This window comes from Micromonospora yasonensis (assembly GCF_026013475.1).
GTDB classification, from domain to species: Bacteria; Actinomycetota; Actinomycetes; order Mycobacteriales; family Micromonosporaceae; genus Micromonospora; species Micromonospora yasonensis.
The window spans coordinates 1-12,891 of record NZ_JAPDPH010000197.1 but is presented as its reverse complement, the minus strand read 5'-3'; the positions used below and the strand labels follow the sequence as shown (position 1 = coordinate 12,891).

The 12,891-nt window shown below is 71.1% G+C and carries 9 protein-coding genes and 1 riboswitch; of the genes, 3 read left to right on the top strand and 6 right to left on the bottom strand.

Going from position 1 to position 12,891, the window contains the following annotated elements:
• Nucleotides 1-801, bottom strand: an 801-nt coding sequence (locus ONA70_RS28515) for a cupredoxin domain-containing protein (protein WP_406601254.1), incomplete at its 3' end; no start/stop codon positions are given.
• 1,072 nt (nucleotides 802-1,873) lie between these two features.
• Between ONA70_RS28515 and ONA70_RS28510 the strand changes: the two genes are divergently transcribed.
• The gene (locus tag ONA70_RS28510) at nucleotides 1,874-3,907 is read left to right on the top strand and encodes a M4 family metallopeptidase (protein ID WP_265009575.1); all 2,034 of its coding nucleotides are present in this window, start codon (nucleotides 1,874-1,876) and stop codon (nucleotides 3,905-3,907) included.
• A 74-nt stretch (nucleotides 3,908-3,981) separates the two neighbouring features.
• Here ONA70_RS28510 and ONA70_RS28505 read toward each other — a convergent pair whose 3' ends face one another.
• The 4 genes from ONA70_RS28505 to ONA70_RS28490 form a co-directional block, all read right to left on the bottom strand.
• On the bottom strand, nucleotides 3,982-4,440 hold the full coding sequence (locus ONA70_RS28505; RefSeq protein WP_265009574.1) for a YbaB/EbfC family nucleoid-associated protein: 459 nt from the start codon (nucleotides 4,438-4,440) through the stop codon (nucleotides 3,982-3,984).
• Nucleotides 4,441-4,518: 78 nt separating this feature from the next.
• The gene (locus tag ONA70_RS28500; RefSeq protein WP_265009573.1) at nucleotides 4,519-5,529 is read right to left on the bottom strand and encodes a radical SAM protein; all 1,011 of its coding nucleotides are present in this window, start codon (nucleotides 5,527-5,529) and stop codon (nucleotides 4,519-4,521) included.
• Between the two features lie 146 nt (nucleotides 5,530-5,675).
• The gene (locus tag ONA70_RS28495) at nucleotides 5,676-6,329 is read right to left on the bottom strand and encodes a LysM peptidoglycan-binding domain-containing protein (RefSeq protein WP_265009572.1); all 654 of its coding nucleotides are present in this window, start codon (nucleotides 6,327-6,329) and stop codon (nucleotides 5,676-5,678) included.
• Nucleotide 6,330: 1 nt separating this feature from the next.
• Nucleotides 6,331-6,501: riboswitch (cyclic di-AMP (ydaO/yuaA leader) on the bottom strand.
• Nucleotides 6,502-6,687: 186 nt separating this feature from the next.
• Nucleotides 6,688-8,517 carry a glycoside hydrolase family 3 protein gene (locus ONA70_RS28490; RefSeq protein WP_265009571.1) on the bottom strand — a complete coding sequence of 610 codons (1,830 nt, stop codon included), beginning with the start codon at nucleotides 8,515-8,517 and terminating at the stop codon, nucleotides 6,688-6,690.
• A 166-nt stretch (nucleotides 8,518-8,683) separates the two neighbouring features.
• On the opposite strand from ONA70_RS28490, the gene ONA70_RS28485 reads away from it, so the two are divergent.
• Nucleotides 8,684-10,252 (top strand): LLM class flavin-dependent oxidoreductase, encoded by a 1,569-nt coding sequence (locus tag ONA70_RS28485; RefSeq protein ID WP_265009570.1) that lies wholly within the window; start codon nucleotides 8,684-8,686, stop codon nucleotides 10,250-10,252.
• A gap of 68 nt (nucleotides 10,253-10,320) precedes the next feature.
• On the opposite strand, the gene htpG is transcribed toward ONA70_RS28485, so the two are convergent.
• Nucleotides 10,321-12,213, bottom strand: coding sequence for a molecular chaperone HtpG (gene htpG, locus ONA70_RS28480; protein WP_265009569.1), 1,893 nt, complete (start codon nucleotides 12,211-12,213; stop codon nucleotides 10,321-10,323).
• Between the two features lie 137 nt (nucleotides 12,214-12,350).
• Here htpG and ONA70_RS28475 point away from each other — a divergent pair.
• Nucleotides 12,351-12,891, top strand: a 541-nt coding sequence (locus ONA70_RS28475) for a FadR/GntR family transcriptional regulator (RefSeq protein ID WP_265009568.1), incomplete at its 3' end; no start/stop codon positions are given.

Sequence of the window (12,891 nt, the reverse complement as noted above, 5' to 3'; positions counted from 1 at the left end):
CGTGACGGTCGGCGGCGTGGTGTCCGCCGGGGCCGGCTCGACCACCGTGAACGACACCTGCTGGACCGACGAGGTGTTGCCGGCCTTGTCGGTCGCCCGGTAACTCACCGTGTGCTGACCCGGCTGGTTCACCGTCACCGGCGCCGAGTAGGTGCCGTACGGGCCGCCGTCCAGGGCGTACTCGACCCGGTCCACACCCGAGCCGGTGTCGGACGCGGACAGGGTCACCGTGGCGCTGCCCACGTAGGCCCCGTTGGCGTCCTTCTGGCCGGTCACCGCGGCGGTGACGGTCGGCGGGGTGGTGTCCGAGGAACCGCCGCTGACCACCAGCAGGCCCGTCATGTTGCCGTGGCCGGGGATGGAGCAGAAGTACCGGTAGGTGCCCGGGGAGAGCACCACGTCGACCGTCCAACGGCCCCCGTTGGCGTCCGTCGGGTCGGCCAGGATGTTGACGTCGACGTCGCTGTTGTACCGCGGATCGCCGGTCTCGAACGTCAGGGTGTGCTGCATCCCGGTGGTGTTGCCGGTGGCGGCGCTGTTCTCGAAGACGAGGGTGGCCGGGCCGGCGACGGCCGTGGTGGGCGCCGACCGGTAGGCCAGGAAGTTGTCACCCGCCGTCCAGGTGAGCACCTGGGCCTGCAGGGGGGCGGCCGCTGACGTCGACCGGTCCGGGCCGAGCGGCCGCGCGTTCGCCGGGGACGGGGAGAGGCCGGTGGTCAGCAATGCCAGGGCGGCGAGGGCGGCCACCGATCTCCGGAGCCGGCTCAGGGAGCGCCGGCGCCGCGGTGGATGTGGATTCATGGAAGCCTCTTTCACGGTCCGGGAGACAGCGGGCGGAACGTGCGTCAGGTGTCGTCGGTCCGGCGGAGCTGAAGGTGCCGGCTCGCTGCAGCCCATGCGGCCCCTCCCAGGCCGCACGGGATCCCCGGCCGTGGCCGGGCGGCCACGGTCGTCCGATGTGCATGGAGGACTGTCACCGCGTCGGCGTCGGATCGCCGCGCGCGGCGTGGTGCGTCGGAGCTGACGGGTCGGGTACGGACGGTCGGTCGGCCCGTGAGGCGGGGCCGCCGTTATGGCGTTGACCCGGGGTACGGCCATCGCTGGCCGGTCGTGGTCTCCTGACGGGTTGCGCCGCCTGAGGGCCACAGTCGAGAGCTACTGTGCCGGTAGTTCATCTCGACGAAACATATTGATGGTGCCCGACACTACTGACTTACTCTCAGCCTGTCCATAGCTTTCGTTGGTTCCGTGAGTACTTTTCTACGCAGCAAACGAAAGTGGCCGGAGCGGTACCGTCGCACCCTCGACACCACCGAGGAACCGACCACATCGGACGGGCCGGATGTCTCCTTGCCGGCCCCGGCGGTCGCCGCCCTCGACCCGGCGGCCCTTACCCGATCGGCGACCGCCCGGAAGCGAGGCCGTGCCATCGGTCGGACGGATGATCATCGCAGGCCCGATCGGCAGGTAGGGGTGGCCCGGAAGGCGTGGGGTGATCGACGCCTTGACCGAGGGGGAATGCGCGCCATCAGCAGAGAGCGGCAACTCACCGCGAATTGGATGCATGACCGGCCCCTCGGGAAGCCATTCGCCCTGATCAGGGGCTATTGAAGATCATGGCTTCCTGGGTGTCACCCCTCCGTGTGGTGACCGATAGCCGACGGTCGCCTGGGCCACCCATTGCTCCGGCCTCGGGGCCGTGTGATTGTGCTCCACGAGTCGCCGACCCCCGGCGGCTCAGGCGGTCGATCTGTCGAACCGGGGCCACGCCGGCAAGCCTCGGAGAACGGCCGTCGCCCGCCTCATGGCTACACCGCGCCACGCGCCCCCACCGGGCTCCGTGCGGCGCGCCGAGGAACAGGAGCATACCCCCTTGAAGCTCTCACCCCGCCTTGCCGCGCTCTCGGGCGCGGCCGCGGCCGGCCTGATCGCCGCTGGCACCGCAGCGGCCGTGCAGGCCGCCCCGCCCAGTCCCGCCCCCGACGCCGCCCAGGCCCGTACGCTCGCCGCCAAGGCGGCCAGCGCGCTGGTAGCCTCCCGCCCCTCGTACCTGCACGCGAGCGCCGACGAGGCGTTCGTGCAGAAGCAGGTGTATTCCTCCGAGGGCACGCAGTACGTCGCCTACGACCGTACCTACAAGGGCCTCCCGGTCACCGGTGGTGACTTCGTGCTGGCGACCGACGCCGCCGGCAACCTGAAGTACGCCTCGGTCGCGCAGCAGCACGCCATCGGCAACCTCGCCACCACGCCGAAGCTGACCGCGGCGGCCGCCGAGCAGACCGCCCGCGCCCAGCTCAAGACGGTCACCACCGTCGAGGGCAGCACGCTGGTGGTCTACACCCTCGGCGCCCGGCCGGCGCTGGCCTGGGAGACCACGGTGCGCGGCACCAGCACCGACGGCCCGAGCCGGCTCACCGTCGACGTCGACGCCCTCTCCGGCACGGTGCTGCGTACGCAGGAACACGTCATGCGCGGCACCGGCACCGGCGCCTGGAACGGCCCGGTCACCCTGACCACCACCCTGTCGGGCAGCACCTACTCCATGAAGGACCCGAGCCACACCACCCTGGTCTGCCAGGACGCGGCCACCAACACCACGTTCAGCGGCTCGGACGACGTGTGGGGCAACGGCACCGCCAGCAACAAGGAGACCGGCTGCGTCGACGCGTTCTTCGGCGCGCAGACCGAGGGCAAGATGCTCTCGGCGTGGCTCGGCCGCAACGGCGCCGACGGCAACGGCGGCTACTGGCCGATCCGGGTCGGCCTGAACGACCAGAACGCCTACTACGACGGCACCCAGGTCCAGATCGGCAAGAACACCGCCGGCGGGTGGATCGGCTCGCTGGACGTCGTCGCGCACGAGATCGGCCACGGCATCGACGACCACACGCCGGGTGGCATCTCCGGCAGCGGCACCCAGGAGTTCGTCGCCGACACCTTCGGCGCGGCCACCGAGTGGTACGCCAACGAGCCGTCCACCTACGACCCGCCGGACTTCCTGGTCGGCGAGGAGGTCAACCTGGTGGGCAGCGGCCCGATCCGCAACATGTACAACCCGTCGGCGCTGGGCGACCCGAACTGCTACTCCAGCAGCATCCCGAGCACTGAGGTGCACGCCGCGGCCGGACCGGGCAACCACTGGTTCTACCTGCTGGCCATGGGCAGCAACCCGACCAACGGCCAGCCGGCCAGCTCGACCTGCAACGGCAGCAGCGTGACCGGCCTGGGCATCCAGAAGGCCATCAAGATCATGTACAACGCGATGCTGCTGAAGACCACGTCGTCGTCGTACCTGAAGTACCGCACCTGGACCCTGCAGGCGGCGAAGAACCTCTACGGCAGCACCGGCTGCACCGAGTTCAACACCGTCAAGGCCGCCTGGGACGCGGTCAGCGTGCCGGCCCAGTCGGGTGACCCGACCTGCTCCGGCACCACCACCCCGCCGCCCACCGGCTCCTGCTCCGGCCAGAAGCTGGCCAACCCGGGCTTCGAGTCGGGCAACGTGAGTTGGTCGGCCACCTCCGGCGTCATCACCAGCTCCACCGGCCAGGCCGCCCACAGCGGCTCGTGGAAGGCGTGGCTGGACGGCTACGGCACCACCCACACCGACACCCTGTCCCAGTCGGTGACGATCCCGTCCGGTTGCCGGGCGACGCTGACCTTCTGGCTGCACATCGACAGCGCGGAGTCGACCACGACCACCGCCTACGACAAGCTGACCGTGAAGGCCGGCAGCACCACCCTGGCCACCTACTCCAACCTCAACAAGGCCACCGGCTACGTCCAGAAGTCCTTCGACATCTCGTCGCTGGCCGGCACCACCGCCACCATCTCGTTCAGCGGCGTGGAGGACGTCTCCCTCCAGACCTCGTTCGTCATCGACGACACCGCGGTCACCCTGAGCTGATCAGCGACGCGAGCGGCCGGTCGTCGTCCTCCCGACGGCCGGCCGCTTCGTCGGGTCAGCCCGTGCCGCCGTCGTCAGCCGGATCGGTCGGCCCTGGCGGCGCCGTCGCCGGCCCGGTTGAGCCGGGCGACCACGCCCTCCATCGCCTGGCTGAACATCTCCATCTGCCGCATCGACTGCTCCTGAAGGCCACCGAGGCGCGCGGCGAGGGCGTCGACGTCGGCCCGGGCCGAGGCGCTGACCTGCGTGTCGAGCTCGGCGAGGGCGGAGTTGACCGCCTCGACGACCTGCCCGCAGACGCTGTCCCACCCCGCTGTGGCCAGCGCCGGGTCGACGGTGACGGACTCGATCCGCCCGCCCTGGACCGCCACGGCCCGCACCCGGCCACCGGCCGCCGCACCCTCGGCACGCAGCCGGCCGGGGTCATCGTCGGTGTCCTCGACGGCGCGGGCCCGCATGGACGACAGCGCCTGCTGGGTCTGGGTGAGCAGCTCGTCGAGGCTCGCGGCCGCGGAGAACGGGTCGTTGGTCATAGCCGCGCTTTCTTCACGTCTTTGCGGAGCACCGTGACGATAGCAACCGCGTCCGACGGCGACGGTGCGCGCATCGCGTCAGAACGTCCGCCGATACAGCGAACAGCCCTGACACACCTCCGGCGGCGTGTCGCCGGCGAGCCGCCGCCGGAACGCGCGGTACTCCTCGCCGTACCAGATTTCCGGGAAGGACCGCTCCCCCACCGTGCCGAGGCGGACCCGGTCGTCGCCCATCACCATGCAGCAGGGCTGCACCACGCCGGTGCTGGTGATGTAGGTCGCGTCCCAGGGCCAGGAGCAGCCGGGCCCCTCACCGGGGCCGGCGGGCGGCGTGGCGGTGCGGGGCAGGCGCAGGCGTACGCCGAGCCGGTCGGCCTCGGTCGCCGCGTGCGCGAAGGCGCCGGCCGCCCGCTCGGCGTCCACGCCGGTCCAGAGCGCCTGGTCGGCGGTGAACGCACGGATCTCCGCGTACCGCCCGGCGGGATCGGCGTCGGAGAAGCTGTGCGACAGGTTCTGCACGTGCAGTTCGTCGACGCCGACCCGGCCCAGCAGCCGGACCAGCTCGGGCAGCTCGTCGACGGTGTCCCGCATGGCCACGAAGACGACCCGGATCCACGGGGTGTCGCTGCCCGCCGCCCGCTTCGCCGCGACCAGTCCGGCCAGGTTCGCCACCACGGTGGCGAAGTCGGCGCCGTCGCGCACCCGCTCGTACGCCTCGGCCCGGGCCCCGTCCAGCGACACGTGCATCCAGCCCACCCCGCTGGCGACCAGTTCCTCGGCCCGCCGCCGGGTCAGCAGGGTGGCGTTGGTGTTGAAGCCGACGGTGACGTCCCGCGCCACCGCGGCCGCGATCATCGGCATCAGGTACGGCGACAGCAGCGGCTCGCCGAGCCCCTGGAGAGTGAGGTCCCGCAACCCGGGCACGTCGTCCACCACCCGGTGGAACAGTTCGGGGCGCATCGCGCCGGCCAGCTTGTTGACCGGCGGCCGGTAGCGGACCAGGCACATCAGGCAGCGCAGGTTGCACGCGGAGGTGACCTCCAACTGGAGCCGCGTCGGCAGCGGCGGATCCTCGACGGCGGCCGGCATGCCCCGGGGGATGCCCGGCCGCCGCGGGGATAAACCGGCCGTCCCGCGACGAGGACGAACGAATGACGACGAAGACGCCCGGCCAGGAACCCCGGCCGGGCGTCTTCGTCGTGCGCGGGCCGGCGTCGGGCCGGTCCGGTGGTGCGTCAGCGCAGGGCGAGCTTCTGGCCCGGGAAGATCAGGCCCGGGTTGTCGCCGACCACGCGCTTGTTGCGCTCGTACAGCGCCTGCCAGCCACCGTCGAGGCGGTGCGCCGCGGCGATCTCGGACAGGGTGTCACCGGGCCGGACCACGTAGCCGTCGGCGGTGCTCGGCGCGGTGGGCCGGTGGCGGTGGGTGGTGGACTTGTGGGTCCGCGACGACCGGTCCTTGGTGGCCTTCCGGGGCGACTTCTTCGACCCGGTGTCACCCTTGGACGAGTAGTGCTTGGTCGAACCGCTCTTCTTGCCGCAGACCGGCCAGGCGCCGATGCCCTGCCCGTCGAGCACCTTCTCGGCGATGGCGATCTGCTCGCTGCGGCTGGCCAGGTCGGCGCGGGCGGCGTACTTCTGGCCGCCGTAACCGTTCCAGGTGCTCCGGGAGAACTGGAGGCCGCCGTAGTAGCCGTTGCCGGTGTTGATGTGCCAGTTGCCGCCGGACTCGCACTGGGCGATGGCGTCCCAGTTCACGCTGGCGGCGCTGGCCGGCGCGGCCGGCCCGAGGATGGCGGCGGCACCGGTGGCGGCACCGACGACCAGCGTCCCGACGGCGAGGCGACGCTGCGTGGTCCGCCGGTGACGAGCGACGTATTCAGTTGCCATGTTGGGTTTCCTCCACGCCGACGAGGTGAGCTGTCGGGTTCGGGCCGAGGAGCCCGGCCGCCGGTGGCGGCTTCACCCCGAGGTGTCGTGCACCGAGGAACGTTGGGTCCCCCGCTCCCGCCTGAGGTCCAGGAACCGCCGGGCCGGTGGCGGGATTAGGCGTTACCGGCCCGTGGTGTCCGCGATCGCGAACGGCTACGACGTTAGGAACCTTTTGCGGTGATCGCCCACTTCTTGTGAAGTTCTTCACCCGGCCGAGCGACGGCGCCACGGCACGAGTTGCGGGGCGGCCGGACGTGTCGTACACGCGGGCTCATCACCCACAGTGACCGTCCACGCCGGCCGCGTACCCGTCCTTTCAGTACGTGAGGCCGTAGCCCTGCGGGAAGAGGGCGACCTGCCCGTCACCGGCGTTGATGGGTTGCTGGCTGACCGAGTTCATCCAGGTCATCGGCAGTTTGCCGGTCGGCGCGTACCCGCCGAAGAGGACATCGGCCACGCCGTCACCCTCGGTGCCCGGCAGCCAGGACGCCAGCAGCGCGTCCCACCCGGGCAGTTCGGCGGCGATGTCCAGCGGGCGGCCGGAGACCAGCACCACGATCACCGGCACGCCGGCGTTACGCAGCGTCGTGATGGTGCGCAGGTCCTCGCGGTCCAGACTCATGCTGCCGGTACGGTCGCCCTGCCCTTCGGCGTACGGCGTCTCGCCGACCACGGCGATCGCGGCCCGGTACGTGCTGTTGATGCCGGTGCCGCGCGCGTTGTAGGTGACCGTGGTGGTCGGACCGACGGCGGCGCGGATGCCCTGCAGGATCGTGGTGCCCGGGGTGATGTTGCCGGACGAGCCCTGCCAGGAGATGGTCCAACCGCCGCTCTGGTTGCCGATGTTGTCGGCGTTCTTGCCGGCCACGAAGATCTTGTTGTTGTCCCGGGCCAGCGGCAGGATGCCGCCGTTGTTCTTCAGCAGCACCTGGGACTGGCGCACGGCCTGCCGGGCGAGGGCCCGGTGGGCGGCGCTGCCCACCGTCGGGGTCCAACTCCGGTCGGTGTACGGGCGCTCGAAGAGCCCGAGTTCGAACTTCTTGGTGAGGATCCGCCGGTTCGCGTCGTCGATCCGGCTCATCGGCACGTGCCCGTTCTGCACCTCGGCGCGCAGGGTGCTGATGAAGGTCTTCCAGGCGGTCGGGACCATCACCATGTCGATGCCGGCGTTGATCGCGGTGCTCACCTCGGTGGCGGTGAAGCCGGCGGTGCCGTCGATCTGGTCGATGCCGTTCCAGTCGGAGACGACGAAGCCGGAGAAGCCGAGCTCTCCCTTGAGGACGGTATTGATCAGGTACTGGTGGCCGTGCAGCTTCACCCCGTTCCAGCTGCTGTAGGAGATCATCACCGCACCGACGCCGCGCTGCACGGCGGCCTGGAACGGAGGCAGGTGGATGGCCCGCAGGTCGGCCTCGCTGAGCTGGGTGTTGCCCTGGTCGACGCCGCCGGTGGTGCCGCCGTCCCCGACGTAGTGCTTCGCGGTGGCGAGTACCGAGGTGGGCCCGCCGAGGGTGCTGCCCTGCAGGCCGGTGACCAGGGTGGACAGGTTGGACGGCAGGTCGGGGGTCTCGCCGAAGGACTCGTAGGTGCGGCCCCACCGGTCGTTGCGGGCGACGCAGAGACAGGGCGCGAAGTCCCAGTCGACGCCGGTGCCGGCGATCTCCTCGGCGACGGCCTGGCCGATCTGCTGCACCAGGGCCGGGTCGCGGGTGGCGCCGAGGCCGATGTTGTGCGGGAAGATGGTCGCGCCGTACACGTTGTTGTGGCCGTGCACGGCATCCACCCCGTAGATCATCGGGATGCCGAGCGGGGTGGCCAGGGCGCCGCGCTGGAACCCGTCGTACATGTCGGCCCAGGACGTGGCGGTGTTCGGCGACGGCACGGAGCCGCCGCCGGAGAGGATCGAGCCGAGCCGGTACGTGGTCAGGTCGGCGGCGGTGGCCGAACCGCGCTCGGCCTGGGTCATCTGGCCGATCTTCTCGTCCAGGCTCATCCGGGAGAGCAGGTCGGCGACCCGGGTGGCGACGGGCAGCGTCGGGTCCTGGTACGGGAGGCCGGCGGCGGTCGCCGACGTGGGCACGGCCAGGGCGATGGCCGCGACGAGGAGCGGGACGAGGGCGAGGGGCCGGTGGCGGTGACGGAACACGGGTCGCTCCTTCCGGAGGAACACTGGGGCCGTTGACCGGACCCTACGCCCGCACGAATCGACTGTGAACAATCTCTGCCGGTTCCGGAACCGCCGGGCGACCCAGTACCGACACGGACTACCGTGGCGGAGGTCGCGCAAGATCGGACGAGGTGGCGAAACGGACATGACCGACCACGGACACGAGCTGCTCTTCGGCGGCTTCCTCACCCCCACCGCCGGGCAGCCCGAGCAGGTGGTGGCGTTGGCCAAGCTCTGCGAGCAGGCCGGCCTCGACCTGGTCACCTTCCAGGACCACCCGTACCAGCCCGGGTTCCTGGACACCTGGACGCTGATGTCGTACGTGGCCGCGGCGACCAGCCGGGTCCGGCTGGCCGGCAACGTGCTGAACCTGCCGCTGCGCCAGCCGGTGGTCCTCGCGCGCAGCGTGGCCAGCCTGGACCTGCTCACCGGCGGCCGGGTCGAGCTGGGACTCGGCGCCGGCGCGTTCTGGGACGCGATCGAGGCCGTCGGTGGTCGGCGACTCAGCCCCGGGCAGGCGGTGGACGCCCTGGACGAGGCGATCCGGGTGATCCGCGAGGTCTGGGACACCGGGCGGCGCGGCATGGTCCGGATCGAGGGCGAGCACTACCGCGTGGTCGGGGCGAAGCGCGGGCCCGCGCCGGCGCATCCGGTGGGGATCTGGGTGGGCGCGTACAAGCCGCGGATGCTGCGGCTGGTCGGACGGGCGGCGGACGGCTGGCTGCCGTCGCTGGCGTACCTGCCGAAGGGCCCGGCGGAGCTGCCGGCGCTCAACGCGCTGGTCGACGAGGGCGCCGAGGCCGCCGGCCGGGATCCCGCGGCGGTGCGTCGGCTGCTCAACGTCAACGGGACGTTCACCCGCTCCTCCACCGGCTTCCTGGAAGGGCCGCCCGAGCAGTGGGTCGAGGAGCTGGCCGGGCTCGCCCTGGACCACGGCATCTCCACCTTCATCCTCGGCAGCGACGAGCCCCGGGCCATCCAGCTCTTCGGCCAGGAGATCGCGCCCGCCGTGCGGGAGCTGGTCACCGCCGAGCGCACGGTGCCGGGCAGCCGCGCCCACGCCGTCCAGGAGGAACAGGCGGCGATCGAGGCCGGCGGGTCCACCGGCCTCGCGGTCACCCCCACCCCCGATCCCGGGGTACGGCTGAGCGCGCGCCGGCTCTGGGACGAGTCCACCCGCCCGGACGCCCCGCCGGCGCCGGCCGGGCACGTCTACACCCCGCACGGGCAGGCTGCCGGCCAGCACCTGGTGGACGTGCACGACCATCTGCGCCAGGAGCTGCGCCAGGTGCGTGACCTCCTCGAACAGGTCAAGCGCGGGGCGGTCTCGGCCGGTCGCGCCCGGGCGGCCCTGCACGAGATGACCATGCGGCAGAACAACTGGACGCTCGGGGCGTACTGCGCCGCGTACTGCACGGTGGTGACCCAGCACCACGGCCTGGAGGACAACTCGATCTTCCCGTATCTGCGCCGCTCCGACGCCGGGCTCGGGCCGGTGCTGGACCGGCTGACCGAGGAGCACGTGGTGATCCACGAGGTGGTCGAGGGCGTCGACCGGGCCCTGGTCAACCTGATCCGGCAGCCGGGTGACTTCACCGAGCTCCAGGAGGCGGTGGACCTGCTCACCGACACCTTGCTGTCGCACCTGTCCTGGGAGGAGCGGGTGATCGTCGAGCCCCTGGCCCGGTACGGCTTCTACGCCGGCCAGCTCTGAACGGGTCAAGCGCAAGGAGGGGCCCCTTGTTAACACCCAGTTGTTAACAAGGGGCCCCTCCCATCAGCTCAGAGGGTGCGGGCGAGCCGGTCGGCGAGGATCCGGGTGAACCGCGACGGGTCGGCCAGCTCCCCACCCTCGGCGAGCAGCGCCATCCCGTACAGCAGCTCGGCGGTCTCGGTCAGGGCGGTGGTGTCGGCGCCCTGCTCGTGGGCCTTGCGCAGCCCGGTGACCAGCGGGTGGGTCGGGTTCAGCTCCAGGATCCGCTTGACCTGGGGCACCTCCTGGCCCATCGCCCGGTACATCTTCTCCAGCGTCGGCGTCATGTCGTGCGCGTCGCCGACCACACAGGCCGGCGAGGTGGTGAGCCGGGTGGAGAGCCGGACCTCCTTGACGCTGTCGGCGAGCGCGCCGCTCATCCAGGTGAGCAGGTCGGCGTACTCCTGCCGCTCCGCCTCGGCCTTCTCCTTCTCCTCGTCGGTCTCCAGGTCGACCTGGCCCTTGGCGACCGAGCGCAGGGTCTTCCCGTCGTACGCGCCGACCCGCTCGACCCAGACCTCGTCGACCGGGTCGGTGAGGATGAGCACCTCGTAGCCCTTGGCGCGGAACGCCTCCAGGTGCGGGGAGTTCTCGATGGTGGCCCGGTTCTCGCCGGTGGCGTAGTAGATCTCGGTCTGGCCGTCCTTCATCCGCTCGACGTAGTCGCGCAGCGTGGTCAGCTCGGCCGGGTCGTTGGTGGAGGCGGCCCGGACCAGGTCGAGCAGGGCCTCGGTGTTGTCCGGGTCCTCGAGCAGGCCCTCCTTGACCACCGCGCCGAACTCGGTCCAGAAGGTGCGGTACGCCTCGGCGGACAGGTCCTTCAGGGTGGCCAGGACCTTCTTGACCAGGCGGCGGCGCACGGCGCGGATCTGCCGGTCCTGCTGGAGGATCTCCCGGGAGATGTTCAGCGACAGGTCGTGCGCGTCCACCACGCCCTTGACGAAGCGCAGGTAGTTGGGCATGAGCGCGTCGCAGTCGTCCATGATGAACACGCGCTTGACGTAGAGCTGCACGCCCCGGCGGCCCTGCGGGGAGAACAGGTCGAGCGGGGCGTGCGTGGGCAGGAAGAGCAACGCCTCGTACTCGAAGGTGCCCTCGCCCCGCATGTGGATGGTCTCCAGGGGGTCGGCCCAGTCGTGCGCGACGTGCCGGTAGAACTCCTTGTACTCGGCCTCGTCGACCTCGTCACGGGAGCGGGCCCAGAGCGCCTTCATCGAGTTGAGCGTCTGCTCCTCGCGAGTGGTCGCGCCGTCCTCGCCCGACCGCTCCACGGTCATCCGGATCGGCCAGGCGATGAAGTCGGAGTATCGCTTGACGATCTCCCGGACGGTCCACTCGGCCGTGTAGTCGTGCAGGTTGTCCTCGGTGTCGGCGGGCTTGAGGTGCAGGGTGACCGAGGTGCCCTGCGGGGCCTCGTCGACCGTCTCCACCGAGTAGGTGCCCTCACCGGTGGACTCCCAGCGGGTGCCGTCGCTCTGGCCGGCGCGGCGGGTCAGCAGGGTGACCTTGTCGGCGACCATGAACGTGGCGTAGAAGCCGACCCCGAACTGGCCGATCAGCTCCTGGGACGCGGCGGCGTCCTTCGACTCGCGCAGCTTGCGCAGCAGCTCGGCGGTGCCCGACTTGGCGATGGTGCCGATCAGCGCGATCACCTCGTCGCGGGACATGCCGATGCCGTTGTCCCGGACGGTCAGCGTCCGGGCGTCCTTGTCGACCTCCAACTCGATGTGCAGGTCGGCGGTGTCGACCTCGAGGTCCTTGTCGACCAACGACTCCAGCCGCAGCTTGTCCAGCGCGTCCGACGCGTTCGAGATGAGTTCCCGCAGGAAGACGTCCTTGTTCGAGTAGATCGAGTGGACCATCAGCTGAAGCAGCTGACGGGCCTCGGCCTGGAACTCCAACGTCTCAACCCGGTCGCTCACACCGACTCCCTTCACCAGTTCCCAGGGCTTCCGGCGAAAGGATACGAGGCGTGCGCACCTGGGCAGCACAGGGTGGCGGAAAGTCGTCTGGTCCAACCAGTTGACGGGTTGATGTGTCCGGGGCCACACTGCTGGCCATGGCCTTCGCCCCCGTCCCCCGCGCCTCGGTCTCCGACCACGTCTTCGGCCAGCTCCGCGACGCCATCGTCAGCGGCCACTACCGACCGGCGGAGAACCTCCCCGGCGAGCGAGAGCTGGCCGCCGCGTTCGAGGTCAACCGGCACGCCGTCCGGGAGGCGCTGCGCCGGCTCCAGCAGCTCGGCCTGGTCCGGGTCAGCCAGGGCGGGGCGACCCGGGTACTCGACTGGCGGGTGCACGCCGGGCTGGACCTGGCGCTGTCGCTGGCCCGCTCCGGCGACGTACTCCCGGTGGAGACGCTGGTCCGCGACATGCTGGAGATGCGGGCCTGCGTCGGGGTCGACGCGGCCCGGCTCTGCGCCGAGCGGGCCGACCCGGCGGTGACCACCGCGCTGGTCGCGGCCGCCGAGGAGTACGGCTCGCTCGCGCCCGACCTGGCGCGGATGGCCGAGGCCAACATCGCGATCTGGCGGCTGGTCGTGCGCGGCAGCGGCAACACCGCCTACCTGCTGGCGTTCAACAGCCTGGTGGCCGGCACCT